The 20,336-nt window shown below is 67.9% G+C and carries 17 protein-coding genes; 9 read left to right on the forward strand and 8 right to left on the reverse strand.

What is annotated here, in order from left to right; all coding sequences use genetic code 11:
* The first annotated feature begins 53 nt into the window (after positions 1–53).
* From nadB to QE360_RS05630, 5 genes are all read left to right on the forward strand, one after another.
* Positions 54–1,631 carry an L-aspartate oxidase gene (gene nadB, locus QE360_RS05610; RefSeq protein ID WP_309699929.1) on the forward strand — a complete coding sequence of 526 codons (1,578 nt, stop codon included), beginning with the start codon at positions 54–56 and terminating at the stop codon, positions 1,629–1,631.
* Positions 1,632–1,870: 239 nt separating this feature from the next.
* On the forward strand, positions 1,871–3,010 hold the full coding sequence (locus QE360_RS05615) for a serine hydrolase (protein ID WP_405052671.1): 1,140 nt from the start codon (positions 1,871–1,873) through the stop codon (positions 3,008–3,010).
* Between the two features lie 71 nt (positions 3,011–3,081).
* On the forward strand, positions 3,082–3,516 hold the full coding sequence (locus QE360_RS05620; protein WP_309699933.1) for a hypothetical protein: 435 nt from the start codon (positions 3,082–3,084) through the stop codon (positions 3,514–3,516).
* Positions 3,517–3,671: 155 nt separating this feature from the next.
* On the forward strand, positions 3,672–6,446 hold the full coding sequence (gene polA / locus QE360_RS05625; RefSeq protein ID WP_309699935.1) for a DNA polymerase I: 2,775 nt from the start codon (positions 3,672–3,674) through the stop codon (positions 6,444–6,446).
* Positions 6,447–6,483: 37 nt separating this feature from the next.
* The gene (locus QE360_RS05630; protein ID WP_309699936.1) at positions 6,484–7,998 is read left to right on the forward strand and encodes an oligosaccharide flippase family protein; all 1,515 of its coding nucleotides are present in this window, start codon (positions 6,484–6,486) and stop codon (positions 7,996–7,998) included.
* A 137-nt stretch (positions 7,999–8,135) separates the two neighbouring features.
* On the opposite strand, the gene purH is transcribed toward QE360_RS05630, so the two are convergent.
* From purH to QE360_RS05650, 4 genes are all read right to left on the reverse strand, one after another.
* Complete coding sequence (gene purH / locus QE360_RS05635) at positions 8,136–9,755, reverse strand: bifunctional phosphoribosylaminoimidazolecarboxamide formyltransferase/IMP cyclohydrolase (protein ID WP_309699937.1); 1,620 nt, start codon at positions 9,753–9,755, stop codon at positions 8,136–8,138.
* A 174-nt stretch (positions 9,756–9,929) separates the two neighbouring features.
* Positions 9,930–11,672: a heparinase II/III family protein gene (locus tag QE360_RS05640; RefSeq protein WP_309699939.1), complete on the reverse strand. Its 1,743-nt coding sequence runs from the start codon at positions 11,670–11,672 to the stop codon at positions 9,930–9,932.
* A 5-nt stretch (positions 11,673–11,677) separates the two neighbouring features.
* Positions 11,678–12,334, reverse strand: coding sequence for a ribulose-phosphate 3-epimerase (rpe, locus tag QE360_RS05645; protein ID WP_309699942.1), 657 nt, complete (start codon positions 12,332–12,334; stop codon positions 11,678–11,680).
* 33 nt (positions 12,335–12,367) lie between these two features.
* The gene (locus tag QE360_RS05650; RefSeq protein WP_405052571.1) at positions 12,368–13,714 is read right to left on the reverse strand and encodes an RsmB/NOP family class I SAM-dependent RNA methyltransferase; all 1,347 of its coding nucleotides are present in this window, start codon (positions 13,712–13,714) and stop codon (positions 12,368–12,370) included.
* A gap of 66 nt (positions 13,715–13,780) precedes the next feature.
* Here QE360_RS05650 and QE360_RS05655 point away from each other — a divergent pair, with 66 nt between their 5' ends.
* On the forward strand, positions 13,781–13,942 hold the full coding sequence (locus tag QE360_RS05655; RefSeq protein ID WP_307101913.1) for a DUF1674 domain-containing protein: 162 nt from the start codon (positions 13,781–13,783) through the stop codon (positions 13,940–13,942).
* A gap of 225 nt (positions 13,943–14,167) precedes the next feature.
* On the opposite strand, the gene argB is transcribed toward QE360_RS05655, so the two are convergent.
* On the reverse strand, positions 14,168–15,067 hold the full coding sequence (gene argB / locus QE360_RS05660) for an acetylglutamate kinase (RefSeq protein WP_307101911.1): 900 nt from the start codon (positions 15,065–15,067) through the stop codon (positions 14,168–14,170).
* Between the two features lie 49 nt (positions 15,068–15,116).
* On the reverse strand, positions 15,117–15,770 hold the full coding sequence (locus QE360_RS05665; RefSeq protein ID WP_309699944.1) for a queuosine precursor transporter: 654 nt from the start codon (positions 15,768–15,770) through the stop codon (positions 15,117–15,119).
* Positions 15,771–16,013: 243 nt separating this feature from the next.
* On the opposite strand from QE360_RS05665, the gene QE360_RS05670 reads away from it, so the two are divergent.
* Entirely contained in the window at positions 16,014–17,411 is a 1,398-nt protein-coding gene (locus QE360_RS05670; RefSeq protein WP_309699946.1) for a M20/M25/M40 family metallo-hydrolase, read from the forward strand.
* 74 nt (positions 17,412–17,485) lie between these two features.
* Here the strand turns inward: QE360_RS05670 and QE360_RS05675 are convergent, their stop codons facing one another.
* Positions 17,486–18,514 (reverse strand): hypothetical protein, encoded by a 1,029-nt coding sequence (locus QE360_RS05675; RefSeq protein ID WP_309699948.1) that lies wholly within the window; start codon positions 18,512–18,514, stop codon positions 17,486–17,488.
* 135 nt (positions 18,515–18,649) lie between these two features.
* Here QE360_RS05675 and QE360_RS05680 point away from each other — a divergent pair, with 135 nt between their 5' ends.
* Complete coding sequence (locus QE360_RS05680; protein ID WP_309699950.1) at positions 18,650–19,120, forward strand: GNAT family N-acetyltransferase; 471 nt, start codon at positions 18,650–18,652, stop codon at positions 19,118–19,120.
* A 410-nt stretch (positions 19,121–19,530) separates the two neighbouring features.
* The gene (locus tag QE360_RS05685; protein WP_309699952.1) at positions 19,531–19,857 is read left to right on the forward strand and encodes a hypothetical protein; all 327 of its coding nucleotides are present in this window, start codon (positions 19,531–19,533) and stop codon (positions 19,855–19,857) included.
* A gap of 72 nt (positions 19,858–19,929) precedes the next feature.
* Here the strand turns inward: QE360_RS05685 and rpoZ are convergent, their stop codons facing one another.
* Positions 19,930–20,274 carry a DNA-directed RNA polymerase subunit omega gene (gene rpoZ, locus QE360_RS05690; protein ID WP_042486773.1) on the reverse strand — a complete coding sequence of 115 codons (345 nt, stop codon included), beginning with the start codon at positions 20,272–20,274 and terminating at the stop codon, positions 19,930–19,932.
* Between the last annotated feature and the right edge of the window lie 62 nt (positions 20,275–20,336).

The following is a 20,336-nucleotide window of genomic DNA, read 5'->3' on the forward strand; positions in this document are numbered from 1 at the left end:
CGTGCCACAGGGTGCGCCATGACCCCTGCCCCCGCGCCCGAAGGAGACCGCGCATGACCGATTCCGATATCCTGATCGTCGGATCGGGCGCGGCCGGGCTGACCGCGGCGCTGAACCTGGCCGACCGGTTCAAGGTGACGGTGCTGGCCAAGGGCAAGCTGAACGAGGGCTCGACCGCCTGGGCGCAGGGGGGCATCGCCGCCGTACTGGAACCCGGCGACACCTTCGACAGCCATATCGAGGATACGATGGTCGCGGGCGCGGGGCTGAACGACCGCGCCACCGTCGAATTCGTGGTCGAGAACGCCCCCGCCGCGATCGAGCGCCTCCAGAAACTGGGCGTCCCCTTCGCGACCGAGGGCAATATGCTCCACCTGACGCGCGAGGGCGGGCATTCGCACCGGCGCATCGTCCATGTCGCCGACGCGACCGGCTGGGCGGTGCTCGACGCGCTGCTGAAGGCGGCGGACGCGCATCCCAACATCACCATGGTCCCCGATCAGGTCGCGATCGACCTGGCGACCAGCCGCCACGAGATACGCTATTCGGGGGCGGGTCATGTCTGGGGCATCTATGCCGTCGACCGGCGGACGGGCCGCGTCGTGGTGCACAAGGCGCGTGCGACGATCCTAGCGACCGGGGGCGCGGGGCGCACCTATCAATTCTCCACCGCGCCCAAGGGCGCGACCGGCGACGGCATCGCGATGGCGTGGCGCGCGGGCGCGCGCGTGTCGAACATGGAATTCATGCAGTTCCACCCGACCTGCCTCTACAACACCCAGGTCAAGAATTTCCTGATTACCGAGGCGGTTCGCGGCGAGGGCGGGCATCTGAAGATCCCCGAGACCGGGCACCGCTTCATGCCCCACCTCGACCCGCGCGCCGAACTGGCGCCGCGCGACATCGTGGCGCGCGCGATCGACCATGAGATCAAGCGGCTGGGCCTGGACTATGTCCATCTCGACATCAGCCACCAGCCGCCCGCCTTCGTCCGCGAGCATTTCCCCAACATCCACGAAAAGCTGCTGAGCCTCGGCATCGACATGACCGTGCAGCCGATTCCGGTCGTGCCCGCGCAGCATTATACCTGTGGCGGCGTCATCGTGGACCGCGACGGGCGCACCGACCTGCCCGGCCTCTATGCCGCGGGCGAGGTGACCCAGTCGGGGCTGCACGGCGCCAACCGGCTGGCTTCCAATTCGCTGCTCGAATGCTTCGTCTATGGCGAGGCGTGCGCGAACCATATCACGGCGCATTGGGACGAACTGCCCCCCGCCCCCGCCATCCGCCCCTGGGACGAAAGTCGCGTCACCGATTCGGACGAAGAGGTGGTCATCAAGCAGAACTGGACCGAAATCCGCCGCTTCATGTGGAATTATGTCGGCATCGTTCGCACCACCAAGCGGCTGGAGCGTGCGCAGCACCGCATCCGCATGCTGACCGACGAGATCAACGACTATTACGGCCATTTCCGCGTCACGCCCGACCTGATCGAGCTGCGCAACCTGCTCCAGACCGCCGAGCTGATCGTCCGCTGCGCGCTGCATCGCAAGGAGAGCCGGGGACTTCACTATACGCTCGATTATCCCGAGACCTTGCCCGAAGCGGTCGACACGATCCTGATTCCGTGAAGCAAGCCCTGATTCTTCCCCTGCAAGGGGAGGTGGCAGGCGCAAGCCTGACGGAGGGGTGTCGCGCTATCGAGAGGGGGACACCCCTCCGACGCGCTTCGCGCGCCACCTCCCCTTGCAGGGGAGGAATTAGAATGTTTCACATCTTATCGTGTGGTTGCGGCCTTTCGTCGCAAGGCCCGGACACGGGGATTTCCCCCATCCGGTCAAGACGTAAGGATACCCCTGTGTTGCGGGGTATTGCGGTGACGAAGCGAGTATCGAGCGGCGGGCTGCGTTCATGGCCTGCCGGGTTTCTTCTCTTGGGGCTCGCAGGCTGTGGAGCGGATTCACGCCCCGGCGCGACGTCCCATGCCCCCAGCGTGCCCGACCCCCAGGTTTCGGTGTCGATGCCGCTCCCCCCGCCCCGCCCCAGCCGCGCCCCCGCCGCGCCCGCCGGGCTGGTCAGCACGATCGATCGGCTGTCCGCCGGTTTTTCGGGCAAGAAGGGCATTGCGGTACGCGCGGTCGATGACGGCTGGACGGTCGAGGTCGGCGGCCGCCAGCGCCTGCCCCAGCAATCGGTGTCCAAGCTGTGGGTCGCGATCACGCTGCTCGACCTGCGCGACAGGGGCCGTGCACGGCTGGACGAGCCGATCGTCGTCCGGCGCGAGGACCTGACCCTGTTCCACCAGCCGATCGCGATGCTGGTCAAAGGCGACGGATACCATACCACGGTCGGCGAACTGCTGACCCGCGCGCTGACCCAGAGCGATAATACCGCCAATGACCGGCTGCTCACCTATGTCGGCGGGCCGCAGGCGGTGCGCGCGATGATCGCCAACAAGCGGCTGGGCGATATCCGCTTCGGCCCCGGCGAGCGGCTGCTCCAGGCGAAGACGGCGGGCCTGACCTGGCAACCCGCCTTCGCGATGGCGGGGGCGTTCCAGGCGGCGCGCAACCGGCTCGACCCCGCGGCGCGGACGGCGGCGCTCGATGCCTATGTCAGCGATCCGCCCGATGGCGCGGCGCCAATCGCCATCGCCGATGCGCTGGCCCGGCTGGCGCGCGGCGAGCTGTTGTCCGAAACCTCGACCCGCATCCTGATCGACACGATGGAGGCCTCGCGCACCGGCCATGCCCGCCTGCGCGCCGCCGTGCCGAGCGGCTGGACGATCGCGCACAAGACCGGGACGGGGCAGGACCTGGGCCGCCGCAATGCGGGCTTCAACGATGTCGGCCTGCTGACCGCCCCCGATGGCCGCCGCTTTGCGATTGCCGTTATGATCGGCGACACGACCGAGGATATTCGCAAGCGGCAACTGCTGATCCAAAATGTCGCGGCGGCGGTGGCCGATGCGGCGGGGCCGCCACGCGGGCCGGTGGCGGTGGCTAATTGAGTAGAGCCTTATAAGCGACGGATCGGTTCCGCCTTCTTGCAGAAGTCTTGCCTGTCGGACAGGATAGAGACATGAAACGCGTTGCCCAAACCCTCGGCGTAATTGCCTGCAGCATAACGTTGCTGGGCAGCGGCAGTATTCTTGAAGCAAAATCAACTAGACTGACGCAAGCCGAGGCGAAAGCGTGCTCCAAAGGCGGCGGCATCGTGAAGCGGGTCGGTTTGGCTCAAAACGAGGCATGCATTCGCTTGTTTCCTGATAGAGGAAAGCAGTGCACCGGACCTGCCGACTGCACCGGAGAATGCCGTTTTTCTGACGATACCCGCCCTCTGCCGCCACCTAACACCGTAAGTCGGCGACAGATGGAAGCGTTGCTCCATCAATGGGATAAAATGCCCCCCATCGGGTCGAAGGTGGTCGGCAAATGCCAGTGGTCATCAGAAGCATTCGGCTGTCGTGCAACGGTAGTAGGGGGACGGCTTCAGGAGAGGATGTGCCGGGATTAATACGCATGCTCGTGACATGGCGTGAACCAAGTCACATAAGTCAGTTGAGCCATGACAGCATCGGCCACCGCCGTGGCCCATCCGCCACACAGCCCAAAAACCACTCATAACAGGGGCTGTTTACCCTCTCTCTGTTCCGCTAAACCGCGCGGATCATGCCCCATCTCTATCTCGTCGACGGCTCCGGCTATATCTTCCGCGCCTATCACCGTCTGCCGCCGCTGACGAACAAGCATGGCGAGCCGGTCGGGGCGGTCTATGGCTATACCACCATGCTGTGGAAGCTGGTGGACGAGATCAATGCCGCCGATGGGCCGACCCATATGGCGGTGGTGCTCGACAAGTCGTCCAAGACCTTCCGCAACGATATGTACGACCAGTATAAGGCGCACCGGCCCCCGCCCCCGCCCGATCTGGTCCCCCAATTCCCGATGATCCGCGACGCCACCCGCGCCTTCTCGCTGCCCTGCATCGAGGAAGCGGGGCTGGAGGCCGACGACCTGATCGCCTGCTACGCCCGCGCCGCCATGGCCGAGGGGTGGCAGGTCACGATCGTCTCGGGCGACAAGGACCTGATGCAGCTGGTCGAGGATGGCAGCCTCGACATGCTCGACACGATGAACAACCGGCGGCTGGGCGAGGCGTACGTCCAGGAGAAGTTCGGCGTGGGCCCCAAGCAGCTGGGCGATGTGCTCGCGCTGATGGGCGACAGCGTCGACAACGTGCCGGGCGTGCCGGGCGTCGGCCCCAAGACCGCGTCCAAGCTGATCGTCGAGCATGGCGACCTCGAATCCGTCCTCGCCGCCGCGCCCGAGATGAAGAAGGGCAAGCTTCGCGACAACCTCATCGAACATGCCGAGAATGCGCGGCTATCGAAGCGGCTGGTCACGCTGGAATGCAATGCACCGCTGCCCCAGCCGCTGGAGGAACTGGCGCTGCATCCGACCATCCCGGATGCGCCGCTGCGCGCCTTTCTGGAGCATCACGGCTTCCGCTCCCTGATCGCCAAGATGGGGCAGATCACCGACGACGCCGCGCCCGCGCCCGCCGCCGGAGAGGCCGCGCCCGCCGCGCCGATGGACGATGACGAGCCGTGCAATCTCGACGGCTATACCACGGTGCAGGACCTCGCCACGCTCGACCAATGGGTGGCCGAGGCGCAGGCCCAGGGTTTCGTCGCGATCGATACCGAGACCAGCTCGACCGACGCGACCCAGGCCGAACTGGTCGGGGTCAGCCTGTGCCTGGCGCCCAACAAGGCGTGCTACATCCCGCTGGGGCATGGCGGCACCGACCTGCTGGCCGAAGTGCCGGTGCAGATTCCGGTCGCGGCGGCGCTCGAGCGGATCAAGGCGCTGTGCGAGGACCCGTCGGTCCTGAAGATCGGCCAGAATCTGAAATTCGACATGATCGTGCTGGGCGAGCGCGGCATCGCCATCGCGCCGCATGACGATACGATCGTGCTGAGCTTCGACCTCGACGCCGGGCTTCACGGCCACGGCATGGACGAGCTGGCCGCGACGCATCTGTCGCACACCTGCCTCGCCTTCAAGGAGGTGGTCGGCACCGGCAAGAAGCAGCTCGGCTTCCACGAGGTCGATCTCAAGACCGCCACCCGCTACGCCGCCGAGGACGCCGACGTCACGCTGCGGCTGTGGAAGCGGTTCAAGGCGCGGCTCCCCATGGAGCAGGCGACGCGTGTGTACGAGATGGTCGACCGCCCGCTCGTTCCCGTCATTGCGGGCATGGAGCGGCGCGGCATCAAGGTCGATCGCGAGCGCCTGTCGCAGCTCTCGACCGAATTCGCCAGACAGATCGCCGCGCTGGAGGGAGAGATCCATGCGATGGCGGGCACCCCCTTCACCATCGGCAGCCCCAAGCAGCTGGGCGAGATCCTGTTCGACCGGCTGGGTCTGAAGGGCGGGCGCAAGGGCAAGTCGGGCGTCTATTCGACCGACGTGACCGAACTCGAACGCCTTGCCCGCGACGGCGGCGAGGCGGCGGAGATCGTGCGCAAGATTCTGGAATGGCGCCAGCTGTCCAAGCTGAAGAGCACTTATACCGACGCGCTCCAGGCGCAGATCAACCCGAAGACCGGCCGCGTCCACACCAGCTACAGCCTGACCGGCGCACAGACCGGCCGCCTGTCCTCGACCGAGCCCAATCTCCAGAACATCCCGATCCGCACCGAGGTCGGGCGGCAGCTGCGCGAGGCGTTCATCGCCGAGGATGGCCATGTCCTGATCGCCGCCGACTATTCGCAGATCGAATTGCGCCTCGCCGCGCATATGGCCGATGTGCCGGCGCTGCGCGATGCCTTTGCGAACGGCGACGACATCCACAGCCTGACCGCCAAGGAACTGTTCGGCGAGGTCAATCGCGACACGCGCGGCCGGGCAAAGACGATCAACTTCGCCATCCTCTACGGCATTTCGCGCTGGGGGCTGGCGGGTCGCCTCGACGTGTCGGCGGACGAGGCGCAGGCGATGATCGACCGCTATTTCGAGCGTTTCCCCGGCATCAACCGCTATATCGCCGAGACGCTGTCGAGCGTCCGCGAGAAGGGCTTCACGAGCACGCTGTTCGGCCGCAAGACGCATTTCCCGCGCATCGCCTCTCGCAACCAGGGCGAGCGCCAGGGGGCGGAACGCGCCGCGATCAACGCGCCGATCCAGGGGACCAGCGCCGACATCATCAAGCGCGCGATGGTCCGCATGGAACCAGCGCTCGCCGCCGCCGGGCTCGGCCATGTGCGGATGCTGCTCCAAGTGCATGACGAACTGGTGTTCGAGGCGCCCGAGGCCGATGCCGAGGCGGCCGGGGCGGTCATCCGCACAGTGATGGCGGGCGCGGCCGAACCGGCGGTGTCGCTGTCGGTGCCGCTGGGCGTCGAGATCGGGTTCGGCAAGAGCTGGGGCGCGGCGCATTGACCTGTCCGCGCCCCCTCGCCCGAAATCGTCGCGGCTGATGGCCGAGAGCAAGGACATCGATACGCTCGCCAAGGGCGGGCGGACCAATATCGCGGGCTTCGCGCTGCGGCTGGCGGCGCGCATCCCCTTTCTGTTCATCGCGGGGCGCATGTACGGCCCCGATCTGGTCGGCCGCTTCGCGATCGCGGTGGTCGTGGTCGAGCTGGCGGCGTTGATCGCGACGCTGGGCATGAAGCGCGGGCTGGCGCAGGCGCTGTCCTCGACCGAGCGGCCGCATGTCCATGTCGTGTGGGACGCGATGGCGCTCGCCTTCCTGGCCTCGGTCCTGGCGAGCGCGGTGCTGTGGACCTTTCCCGAGCTGCTCTATCCCAACAGCGCGATCACCGGGCTGGACCGGTGGCTGCCCTGCATCATCGTCGCCATCGCCTGGTCGGACGTCAGTCTCGCCGCGCTCGCCTATCGCCTGAACGTCAAGGCGACGGTCACCGCGCGCGCGGTGGTCGAGCCCTGGACCATCTCGATCGCGGCCTGGGTCTTTTCCTTCTTCACGATCCGCGACGGCCTGGTCCTGTCCTATGTCGCGTCGATGACGGCGGCGCTGATCGCCAGCCTGGTGCCGTTCCTGCGCAGCTATGGCCTGCCGCATGGCTGGAGCCCGCGCCTCGCCCGCGTCTTCGCGCTCGCCCGCGCCAATGCGCCGCTGGCGGGGGCGGACGCGCTGGAATGGGGGACGCGCAATGTCGACCGCTTCATCCTGGGCGTGATGTTCGAGCCGCGCATCGTCGGCATCTATTATATGGCGCAGCAGGTCGCCTCGCTGCCGCAAAAGCTGAAGACCAGCTTCGACCCGATCCTGGGCCCCGTCATCACCCAGAGCCTGGCCAATGGCGACATGGGCGCGATCGCGCGACAGGTGCGGCAGGTGGCGTTCTGGATCATGGCCGCGCAGGGCTGCCTGGCGCTGATGGGCTCGATCCCAGGCGAGGGCGTGATGGGTGTGGTCGGCCCGCAATTCGTGTCGGGCACCGCCGCGCTGGCCTTCCTGCTGTTCGCCGAGGTGCTGGCCTCGACCGGCGCGGTGTGCGAATCGGCGCTGGTCTATACCGCGCGGCATCGCAACCTGATGATCTCGATCGCGATGCTGGGGGTGCAGATCGGCCTCAGCTTCGCGCTGATCCTGGGGATGCGCGCGCTCGGCTGGCCGCAGACCTGGGCGGCGGCGGGCCCGGCGGTGGCGCTGGCGATGAGCGTGACGATGACCTCGGTCATCAAGGCGCGGGTGCTGTCGGGCATCCTGAAGGCGCCCGTCTCGCCCTTCCGCTGGCCGCTGCTCTGGGCGGCGGGGGCGGCGATCGTCGTGGGCGGGGCCTTCACGCTGCTGCCCAAGCGACTGGAATGGGCCGAGCTGCTGTTCGGCGAGCCCGCCATCGCGGCGACCTATCTGCTGGTGCTGTGGCGCTGGGCCTTCGGTCCGGCGGACCGCGCGCTGTTCGGCAAGGCGCCGAGCGCGGAGGAAGCCACCTTGCCCCATGCGGGCGGGATCACGCGGTAACGCCCCAACGCCCGTTCAGCCTGAGCGAAGTCGAAGGCCATGGGATGACGCTTCGACTAGGCTCAGCGTGAACGGTTGGGCTATGGGTCGGGCATAAGAAGGCCCCTTCCGAACGCTTCGGAAGGGGCCTTTTCGGATCAATGCCGGAAGTGGCGCATGCCGGTGAACACCATCGCGAGGCCCGCTTCGTCCGCCGCCGCAATGACCTCGTCGTCGCGGATCGAGCCGCCCGGCTGGATCACCGCCGTCGCGCCCGCCTCGACCGCCGCCAGCAGGCCGTCGGCGAAGGGGAAGAAGGCGTCAGAGGCGACCGCCGAACCGATGGTGCGCGGCTCGGCCCAGCCCGCCTTGTCGGCGGCGTCCTTGGCCTTCCATGCGGCGATGCGCGCCGATTCCAGACGGTTCATCTGGCCCGCGCCGACACCGGCGGTCGAGCCGCCCTTGGCATAGACGATCGCGTTCGACTTCACATGCTTGGCGACCGTCCAGGCAAAGCGGCAATCGGCCAGTTCCTGCGCCGTCGGCGCGCGCTTGGTCACGACCTTCAGCATGTCGTCGGTCAGGCGGCCATTGTCGCGGCTCTGGACCAGCAGGCCGCCCGCGATCGACTTCATCATCAGGCCGGGGCGCGACGGGTTGGGCAGCTCGCCCGACAGCAGCAGGCGCAGGTTCTTCTTCTTGGCGAAGATGGCGCGCGCCTCCGCGCTCGCGTCGGGCGCCACCACCACCTCGGTGAAGATGCCCGAGATCGCTTCCGCCGTCTCGGCGTCGAGCGGGCGGTTGCAGGCGATGATGCCGCCGAACGCCGACACCGTATCGCAGGCGAAGGCCGCCTGATACGCCTCGAGCAGCGTCTCGCCGCTCGCCACGCCGCAGGGGTTGGCGTGCTTGACGATCACCACGGTCGGCGGGCCGTCGATGAATTCGCTGACCAGCTCCAGCGCGGCATCGGCGTCGTTCAGGTTGTTGTAGCTCAGCGCCTTGCCCTGAAGCTGCTCGGCCTGGGCGATGCCCTGCCCGCCCTTTTGCGGCAGATAGAGCGCGGCGACCTGATGCGGGTTCTCGCCATAGCGCAGCGTTTCGGGGTGCTTGGTGAAGGCGAGCGGCAGGGTCGCCGGGAACGCCTCGCCCTGGTCGGCGAAGGCGAACCACTGGGCGATCGCCGAGTCGTAGGCGGCGGTGGCGGCAAAGGCCTTGGCGGCGAGGCGCTGGCGGGTCTTCAGCGTCGAGGCGCCGTCATTCGCGGCGAGTTCGGCCAGGAAGTCGGCATAGTCCGCCGGATCGGTCAGGATCGAGACATAGCCATGGTTCTTGGCCGCCGAGCGCACCATCGACGGGCCGCCGATATCGATATTCTCGATGATCTCGGGCCGCTCGGCCCCCTTCGCGACCGTCTGCTGGAAGGGGTAGAGGTTGACCACGACCAGATCGATCGCGCCGATGCCATGCTCGGTCATCGCGGCGGCGTGCGCGGGGTCGTCGCGCACCGCGAGCAGGCCGCCATGGACCATCGGGTGCAGCGTCTTGACCCGGCCGTCCATCATCTCGGGGAAGTTCGTCACCTCGGAGATGTCGCGGACCGGCAGGCCCGCATCGCGGATCGCCTTGGCGGTGCCGCCGGTCGAGACGAGATCGACCCCCCGCTCGGCCAGCGCGCGCGCCAGATCGATGACGCCGGTCTTGTCGGACACCGACAGCAGCGCGCGGCGGACCGGCACGGTGTCGACGGAGGGAGCGGAGGGGAGCGAAACGGCCATCGGGCTGCGGGTCCTACATGCTGAAAGGGAGTTTGCGGCCCCGATAGACTCCGATTCGCCGAAGCGCAAAATGTGATTCGGGGAAGCGTGATTCCTCCCCTGCAAGGGGAGGAATTTGATGGTTCGACTGGGCCCCGGCCTTCGCCGGGGCGGGTGCTCTTCGCGCTGATGCGCTCAGAGCGCCCGCTTGAACGCCCAGCTGACATGCGCGCCGCCCGCCGGGGTTTCGCCCGTCACGACCAGCTGCTGCGTCGCGACCGGGCGGCCGGTGCCGTCGATCCACAGCGACTCCTCGATCGCCAGCGTGCCGCCGCGACAGCGGAACTGCCACAGCGCGCCGTCGTCCAGCCGCAGGATCGCCTGGCCGCTCTCGGCGGTGATGACCGCCTCGACCCCGTCGCCCAGATGGAAGCGCAGCGCGAAATGGGTCGATCCGGCCTGGCGCTTGCGCCCCTGCGGCAACAGCGCATCCTCGCCGCGCAACTCGCGTCCGTCACCGGTCAGCAGGAGCTGGCGGCGGTGGAGAAAGCCATAGCGGCGGACATAGCCGTCATGGCTCGCCTCGATCCGGCTGGCCGCGTCCGATTCCTGGCGGCTGAGTTCGACCTCGGCGACGCCGCGCCCCAGCGTGCCGTCGGCATGGATCGCGGTGGAGTTGGAATCGCCCAGCACCAGCGTCGAATGCGCCGCCGTGGTGCGCAGGCCATGCGCGAGGCTGGCGGGAACCTGTGCCACGGTCGCGCCCGCGCCGCCGCAATTGACGACGATCCGCTGCGCCCCGTCCGAAAACTCGAAGGCCAGCGTCGAGGCGCAGCCCCCCTCGATCGCGCGCGCGATGGGCGGGGGCGCGGCGTCCATGACCAGCACGGTCTGCGCCGCCGCCAGCCGCTGATAACCCCAGTCGCCCGCCTGGCGCAGCGGCCGGGTGCGCACGCCCGATGCCTCGATGACGGCGGCGATCTTCTCGGGCGTCTCGGGGCCTGCCCCCTGCCAGCTCGACAGCGCGCGGTCGCCATGCACCACGCCGAGCAGCGCCGAGATCATCTTCTGCAACCGCGCCTGGAACGCCTCCGGAAAGGCCAGCCCGCGCGCGTCATAGACCTCGCGCATCATGGTCAGCAGCATGACCGCGTCGAGCTGCACCGCCGGGCTGCGCGCGATGACGCCGCCATCGGCGAACAGGCCGGTGTCGAGCGCGCGGTTCAGCCCCGCCTCGCCGAACGCCTGGCGCGGATCGCCCCCCGCCAGCAGCAATCCCGCCGCGACGACGCCGCACCAGGCCGCGATCCGCGCGACCCCGGCAGGCGCCTTGTCCGCACCGCGATCCAGATGCCGCGCGCCGCGCGCCAGCGTGTTGAGCACGCGCGAGCGATAGACGAGATCGGTCGACGACAGGATCAGCGGCGCATGCGCGGTCCAGAACAGGATACGGCGGCCCCACAGATCGGGCCGCCACGCCACCGGATCGACCTTGTCCCCGAACGCGTCGAGCCAGCGGCCCATCAGATATTCGGCGATCGGCGCCCCCTGCGCCCGCGTCGCGACGCTGGACAGGTCGCGCAGCCAGGCAAAGCCGTGCAGATGGTCGGCAAAGCCGCTCGACCAGTCGGGATGCGCGAAATCGATCGATTCGACCCCGCGTTCCTCGCCGCGCCAGTCGAGCACCCCGCCGAGGAGGGCATGGCCGCGCTCGATATCGCCCAGGATCGGGTCTTCGGGCACCGCCATCAGCTTGAGCGGATGCCGCCCCTTCAGCCGCAGCGAATGCAGCGGCGTGCGCCAGGTCAGCCGGTGGAGATGCTCGCTCAGCCGGTCGGCGAGCGACAGCCCGCCGGTGCCGACGCGGACCAGCCGCTTGCCTTCCTCGATGCTGTCGGCAGCCTGCGGGGTGGACCCGCCCTCGATCCCGCTCCGCATCGCGCTCAGCCGCGCAGGGCGGCGATGTTGGCGGCGTAGTGGTCCGGCCCGCCCCGGAAGGCCGCCGTGCCGGCGACCAGCGCGTCGGCCCCCGCCTCGATACAGCGTTTCGCCCAGGCCGGGTCGACGCCGCCATCGACCTCCAGATCGATGGCGCGGCCGCTATGGTCGATCATCTTGCGGATCGCCGCGATCTTCTTGAGCTGGCTCTCGATGAAGCTCTGCCCGCCGAAACCGGGGTTCACGCTCATGACCAGGACCAGGTCGACCATGTCGATCAGATAATCCAGCATCTTGGCAGGCGTGGCGGGGTTCAGCACGACCCCGGCGCGCTTGCCCAGCCCCTTGATATGCTGGATCGTGCGGTGGATGTGCGGCCCCGCCTCCGGGTGGACGGTGATGGTGTCCGCCCCCGCCTCGGCAAAGGCGTCCAGATAGGCGTCGATCGGCGAGATCATCAGATGCACGTCGAACGGCTTGTCCGTATGCGGGCGCAGCGCCTTCACCACCGCCGGGCCGATGGTGATGTTGGGCACGAAATGCCCGTCCATCACATCGATATGGATCCAGTCGGCGCCCGCGGCGTCGATGGCCCGGACTTCTTCGCCCAATTTGGCGAAATCGGCGGACAGGATGGAGGGTGCGATACGGACGGGGAGCATGGCATTTGTCCTTAACGTCCTATCGCGCCCAAGTCAGCCTTTGCGTTGCAGCCGCGCGATGAAGAACCCGTCGAGCCGCCCTTCCCTTGCGAGCATCGTCGGCAGGGTGCGGATCGTGCCCTGGTCGGTGATCCCCGGCCATTCGCCCGCGATCGGCGACAGCGCGTAATCGGGCCGCTCGGCCAGGAACGCCGCGACCTGCCGCTCGCCCTCTTCGGGCTCCAGCGAGCAGGTGGCATAGACCATCGTCCCGCCGGGTTTCAGCCAGTCGGCGGCGCGGGCCAGGATCACCCGCTGCAACTCCGCCATCTCGGCGATGATCGCGGGGCGGACGCGGTAGAGGACGTCGGGGTGACGGCGGAAGATGCCGCTGGCGCTGCACGGCGCATCGACCAGGATCGCATCGACCTGCCCCTTCGGGCTCCATTCGCGCAGGTCGGCGGTGACGACCTCGGCCGACTGGCCGGTGCGCTCGAGATTCTCGGCCAGGCGGGCGAGTCGCGATTCGGACTGGTCGATCGCGGTAACGGTCCAGCCCGCGCTCGCAAGCTGCAACGTCTTGCCCCCCGGCGCGGCGCACAGGTCGAGCACATGGCCCGGCCCCTGCCCCAATAGTCGCGCAGGGATCGAGGCGGCGAGGTCCTGTACCCACCAGGCGCCTTCGTCGAAGCCCTGCAACTCCATCACCGAATTGCCGGAGGGCAGCCGGACATGGCCGGGGAGCAGGCTGACACCGCCCAGCGTTTCCGCCCACTGCGCGGTCGCGGACGGATCAGCCAGCGTCAGGTCGAGCGGCGGCGGGGCGGCGATGGCGTGGGCGGCGGCCTCCACCATGTCCTCGCCCCAATTCGCCTCCCAGCGTTCCTCGGTCGCGGGCGGCAGCGCGGGGATTTCGGGGAGCAGCACGCCGCTCTTGGTGATGGTGCTGAAGACGCCGTGGACCAGCTTGCGCGGGCCGCCATCGACCAGCGGCAGCACGGTCGCGATCGCGGCGTGCGGCGGCGTGCCCAGCGCCAGCACCTGGACCAGCGCGATACGCAGCGCGAAACGCGCCTTGGCATCGTCGGGCAGCCGCTGCTTGGTCGCCGAGTCGATCAGCGCGTCCAGATCGGGCAGGCGACGCAGCGTCTCCGCCGCGATGGCATGCGCCAGCCCCCGATCCGGCCCACCCGCCAGCGCACGGGTGGCCGAGGCGAGCGCCGCCTCCAGCGGTTCGCCCCGGCGCAGCACCGCGTCGAGCAGGCGGATGGCGGCGCGACGGGTGGCGGTGCCCAGCGGCTCGGAGGGGCGCTGCGGTCCCCCGCGCCGGTCACCGCCCTTGGGCGGCCCGCGACGATCGGGACGGCCGGGGCGCGAAGGCGATTGGGGGGGGCGTGTCACTTGGCAAAACTCCTGTCAGCCCCGACATGGGCTGCAATCATTGCCCCTTAGTCGAAAGGACCGCCCATGGGCCAGCGCCCCGACCATGTGAAGCCGCCCGCCTATCTGTCGCAAAATACTCCGGTGCCGCAGCCCGAGGCCAAGCCCGAGCCGCAGGACGACCCATTGGGGAAGAACCCGGTGCGCTACGGGGATTGGGAATTGAAGGGGGTGGCGGTCGATTTTTGACCGCCATTTTAAGCCCCTACCCTTCTTAAGCTCCTCCTCCCGGCAGGGGGGAGGGGTTTGGGGTGGGGGTTAGGCCACAGGCGACGGTCTCGGTGAGACACCTTTCCCTCCCCCATCCCCTCCTGCAGGCGGGAGGGGATCGGCAAGAAGCTGGGAAAGTCTTGCACCAACCACCGTTCAGCCTGAGCGAAGTCGAAGGCTACGCCCCCGACCTCACCCACAAAATCACCGGCGAACTAACGTCCCCGCACCCTGCTTTGTGAAGATCTCCAGCAGCATCCCGTGCGGCACGCGACCGTCCAGGATCACTGCGGCATCCACCCCGGCCTCGACCGCCGAGACGCAGGTCTCCAGCTTGGGGATCATCCCCCCCGAAATCGTCCCGTCGCTACGCAGCTCGGCGATCCGTGCCGGGTTCAGGTCGGTCATCAGCTCGCCCTGCTTGTCGAGCACGCCCGCGACATCGGTCAGCAGGAAGAAGCGCGACGCGCCCAGCCGCGCGGCGATCGCGCCCGCCATGGTGTCGGCGTTGATGTTATAGGTATGGCCGTCCAGCCCGATACCGACCGGCGCGATGACCGGGATGATCCCGTCGGCGCACAGGCTTTCGATCAGGCGCGGATCGACCGCGACCGGCTCCCCGACAAAGCCCAGATCGACATGCCGCTCGATCCCCTTCAGCGGATCGGCCTCGCGCCCCTGCACCTTCTCGGCGATGACGAGGCCCGCATCCTTGCCCGAGATGCCGACCGCACGGCCCCCGGCGGCGGAGATCCAGCTGACGATTTCCTTGTTGATCGATCCCGCCAGCACCATTTCGGCGATCTGCGCGGTTTCCTTGTCGGTCACGCGCAGCCCATTGACGAACTGCGACTCGACGCCGAGGCGCTTGAGCATCGCGCCGATCTGCGGACCACCGCCATGCACCACCACCGGGTTGATCCCGACCGCCTTCAGCAGGACCATGTCCTCGGCGAAATCGCGCTGACGCTCGGGGTCGCCCATGGCGTGGCCGCCATATTTCACCACGAAGGTCTTGCCCGCATAACGCTGGAGATAGGGCAGCGCCTCGGTCAGCGTCTCGGCCTTGGCGAGCAGGGCGGCGTCGGGATCGTGGTTGGTCATGAGCGGCCCTTTATCGCGGGTCGGGAACGGGGAAAACCGGCAATATGGATCAGGCGCGATCGAGCCGCCGCCCCAGGCCCACGAACAGATAGATCAGCGGCGGGACGAGAACGGCCGACAGCGTGACCTTGGCGATCATCTGTCCCACGATCAGCTGGCCGATGGGGAAGGCGCCGTAAAAGGCGATGGTGACGAACAGCAGCGTGTCAACCACCTGGCTGAGCATGCTGGCCACCGCCGCGCGCAGCCAGAGCAGCTTGCTGCCCTCCTGCCCCTTGAGCGCGGCGAAGATGGTGACGTTCAGCGTCTGCGACACGCCGTATGCCACGATCCCGCCCAGCCAGATCCGCCAGGTCGAACCCAGCACCAGCTGGATCGCGTCGCGATTGGCCGGGATCATCTCCGGCGAGGGCGGCAGCATCCAGACGATCCACGACAGCGCCAGCGACACCAGCAGCGGCACGAAACCCACCCGCACCAGCCGCCCGGCGACCTGCGGCCCGTGCAGCTCGGCCACCGCGCTCGACGTCACGACCAGCAGCAGGAACGCGAAGATCCCCGCCTCGACCGCCAGCGGCCCCAGCGCGACCTGCTTGTTGCCCAGCACGCCAGCGATGCACACCATGCCGCCGTAGAAGATCGACAGCGCGAACAGCGAGGGAGAGATCAGGCGCGAGCGGGAAACGGCGTCGGGATGGTCCATCGGCGACTGCTAGCGCGAAATCGCGCCGGGGCAAAGGATTAGGCGAACCCCTTTCCTCCCCTGCAAGAGGAGGTGGCAGGCCGTCGGGCCTGACGGAGAGGTGTGGCGCTATCGAGAGGGGGACACCCCTCCGACGCGCTACGCGCGCGACCTCCCCTTGCAGGGGAGGAACATTCCGTCGCTTGCGCCGCCTTCCGCAACACGCTCTATTCCCCACCGAAACGATAATCAGGGGGATCAGATATGCGGTTGGCGAAATGGCTTGGCGGGGTTGCCGCGACGCTGGCGATGATGCCCGGGCTCGCGGCGGCGCAGACCCGTCCCGACCAGAAGGCGTTCTTCGACCTGTACAAGCAGCTGGTCGAGACCAACACCAGCCTGTCGGTCGGCAGCTGTACCCAGGCCTCCGCCCAGATCGCCGACCGGCTGAAGGCCGCCGGCTACAAGGACGCCGACATCACCCTGTTCTCGGTGCCCGAGCATCCCAAGGACGGCGGCATCGTCGCGGTGCTGCCCGGCACCGACAAGCGGCTGAAGCCGATGCTGCTGCTCGGCCATCTCGACGTGGTCGAGGCCAAGCGCGAGGACTGGACCCGCGATCCGTTCAAGCTGATCGAGGAGGACGGCTTCCTCTATGGTCGCGGCACCGTCGACGACAAGGCGATGAGCGCGATCTGGGCCGACACGCTGATCCGCCTGAAAAAGACCCCGCCCAAGCGCACGATCAAGATGGCGCTGACCTGTGGCGAGGAAACGACCTTCGCGTTCAACGGCGCGGAGTGGCTGGCGAAGAACAAGCCCGATCTGGTCGCGGCCGAGTTCGTGCTGAACGAGGGCGGCGGCGGGCGGCTCGATTCGGATGGCAAGCGCGAGCTGCTGGCGGTGCAGGTCGGCGAGAAGGCGGCGCAGAACTATACCTTCCTGGCCACCAATCCGGGCGGTCACAGCTCGCAGCCGACGCCCGAAAACGCGATCTACGAACTCGCCGACGCGGTGAAGGCGGTGCAGGGTTACGAGTTTCCGATCCAGCTGACCGACACCACCCGCGCCTTCCTGACCGCGACCGCGCAGAAGGTCGGCGGGCCGCTCGGCGATGCGATCACCCGGCTGCTCGCCGATCCGAACGACAAGGCTGCCGACGCCGTCGTCAGCCAGGACAAGGCGCTGCATTCGACGCTGCGCACCACCTGCGTCGCGACGCTCCTTCAGGCGGGCCATGCCGAAAATGCGCTGCCCCAGCGCGCGACCGCCAATATCAACTGCCGCATCTTCCCCGGCGAGACGGTCGAGGGCACGCTGGCCAAGCTGAAGGACCTGGCGGGACCAAAGATCACCGTCACCGCCAACCAGCCGGTGCGCCCGACCGCCATCCCGCCCAAGCTGGACCCCAAGATCATCGGCCCGATGAAGACGCTGGCCGCCAAGCACTTTCCCGGCGTGCCGCTGGTCCCGATGATGTCGACGGGGGCGACCGACGGCATCTTCTTCCAGACGATCGGCATCCCCGTCTACGGCGCGCCGGGCATCTTCATCGAGAAGGACATGTCGGGCATTCACGGCCTGAACGAGCGGATCCGGGTCACGTCGCTCTATGACGGGCGGGATTATCTGTACGATCTGGTCCGGGCATATGCCTATTGAACGCGACATCGCCGCCCGTCTCCGGCGGGCGGCGAGGCTTCAGGCCCGTTTTAGCGGCACCGGCCCGTCCCCCATCAGGCGGGCTGGTGCACCGGCGGCAGGCGCAGGCGCATCGGCTGCGACAGGGCGCCGACGACCATCCGCCGCATCGGCTGCCAGAAGGCGGACAGGGTCAGCAGCGCCGAGCCGATGACGAAGGCGGTGAACGCCGCGCCCAGTTCGACCGCGCCCGCGCTGCGGAACAGCGAGTAGAGCGCGTAGAGCACATAGACGAGGCTGGAGACCAGCAGCGCCCGCCGGTCGACCGCCAGCGCGATTCCCGCGAACAGCAGGTAGAGCGCCAGCACGATCACCGCGACGCCCGCGCCGATCTCTCCGTCGAACACGCCCAGCATCTGGAAGATCGGATGCGCGATCATCGGCGCGGCGGCCAGGTGCAACCAGAAGGCGACGTCCGCGCGGCGCGTCTCGCGCCTGGGGTCCGACATGTCCCAGCGCATCGCCAGCGCGAACACGCCGATCCCGCAGACCAGCAGGATCGGCCACATCCCCTGCTTGATATCGGGGAACGCCGCCATCAACAGCCCGATCACGACCGCGACCAGCGCCGCCGCCCCCGCCGCCACGGTGATCGGCACCATGAACCGGCGCCAGTGCAGCCATGCCGCTCCGGCCGAGACCAGCCCCACCCCGGACATCGCCAAGGCGCCAGCCGTGCCGTTGATGTTCGACCAGAGGGTCTCGATGAACCCGATCAGCCCCCCCGCCACACCGCCGACAAAGGCGAGTAGCAACAGGATGCTGGGCAGCGCCATCCGCCGCTTGCCGGTGAAGTAGAAGGCCAGCATCCACGCCGCCGCCGCGACGAAGGCACCGCCCAGCCCATGGCTCAGGCTGAAGCCGATCTGCCCGAGCGCGGCGAGCAGCAGCGCGATCGCGATCGACACGAAGATGTCGTTGAACCCGGTGAGCAGCCGGAAATGCTCCTCGTCGACGGCCGGTGCGGCATGGACCGTCGCGACGTGCCGCCGCAGCGCCGCCGCCGCATCGGACGAAATCGCCCCCGCCGCCACCGCACCGTCGATGTCGCTTTCGCTGTACATGGACCTTCTCCCCATTGAGAAGCGGAGAGGATCGCTCATGTGTATTATTCTGTCAATACACACTCGACAAGCCCGCGAGCGGGCGCCAGACGGGTGGGCGCGATGATCCTTGCCCTCGAAGGAGCCGTTCCTCGAATGCGTATCGAACCCGCCGACCCCACCGATCCGTCATCGTCCCGGCTGCTCGACCGGCTTTCCGACGCGCTGGAAACGATAACCGGGGACAGCGGCCGAGCGTCCTTCGATCCCCTGGACGTACAGGGTGACGGCGCGTCGTTCGTGCTGGCGTATGACGAGGAGGGAAGGCCGCTCGGCTGTGGTGCGTATCGGCCGCTGGCGGAGGGCGTGGCGGAGCTCAAGCGGATGTTCGCCCTGCCCGGAACCAAGGGTGTCGGCGCGGCTATCCTCGCCTGTCTCGAAACCCGCGCGCGGGCCGATGGATATCGCCAGCTTTGGCTGGAGACACGACGAGTCAATGAAAGGGCCGTGCGATTCTACGAGAAGAACGGCTATCGACGCATCGCCAATTTCGGGAAATATGCCGGGCGACCCGAGGCTGTCTGCTTTGCCAAGATTCTGTCGGAGCCGGTCTCGCGGGGCGGGTGATGGTCCGCCTTACCGGTTCGTCCGGACGGACCCGCCACCCAGGGCGGATCGACATTCAGTATTGCTTCTTCTTCCCCTCTCCCCTGGATAGGGGAGAGGGTTAGCGAAGCTTGCCAGCCTGCTGGCTAGCCCAGCTTGGGTGAGGGGTTGAGCGAGCCCAAAGGCTCGCGCGCTACGCGCATGCACCCCTCACCCAGCTCCGACTAAGCCTTTGCTTTCGCAAAGACCAAGTCTGCGCAACCCTCTCCCCTCTGCGAGGGGCGAGGGACGGAAAGGCATCGCTGAATGGCGATCGGCCCTCGCTCCTCGCTCTATCTGCCAACCCGCTGAACGCCGCTGCCACGCCCGGTTCAGGATGGGAAGGGCAACGTCCCGTCCATCCGGGAGCGAATGGATGTGAGGGTGTTGCAATGAAGATGCTCAGAACGGGATTGTTGTTCGCACTGGCCGGTGGGGCCATGCTGGCCGCCGGGGCCGCCAGTGCGCAAGACTGGCGCTATGATGATTATATGGCGCATCGTGCGGGACGCGGGGCCGAGGTGCATGCGTATCAGGCCGGGCGGGACCAGCGGGCGGCCGATGAGGCGGCCTATTATGGCGATTATCGCGCGGCGGACGCCTATGCCCATGCCGCCGCCGTACGCCGGTCGGAGGCGTGGCGCGATGCACGCTTTGCCCGGCATGAGCGGCATGCCGCGCGTTGGGATTACTGGCATGGCGGCGGCTGGGGCTATTGATCCCGCCGCGCAAACGAAAGGGGCCGGTGCGAGGGTTCGCACCGGCCCCTTTTCGCATGATCGCGGGCGCGATCAGCCGTCGTAATCGGCACCCAGATTCTGGTTGCGCGGCGGCGCGGCGGCGGTCAGGCGCAGCGCCTCGGCCGAAGCCTGCAGGCTGCCGACGTCATCCGCCTCGTCCTCGTCATCGATCTGGACGCGCTGCAGGCTGTTGACCACGGCTTCCTCCAGATGGGTCGGGCGAACCGTTTCCTCGGCGATCTCGCGCAGCGCGACGACCGGGTTTTTGTCGCGATCGCGGTCGACGGTCAGATCCGCCCCGCCCGAAATCTGACGGGCCCGCTGCGCCGCGAACAGCACCAGATCGAAACGGTTGGGAATCTTGTCGACGCAATCTTCGACGGTGACGCGCGCCATGCGTGTGTCCTTCGCAAATAATGCTGGGATGAAAGCGGGCCACCTAGCAGCAACGGGCGCAC

The organism is Sphingomonas sp. SORGH_AS_0789, from assembly GCF_031453055.1.
Taxonomy (GTDB): Bacteria; Pseudomonadota; Alphaproteobacteria; order Sphingomonadales; family Sphingomonadaceae; genus Sphingomonas.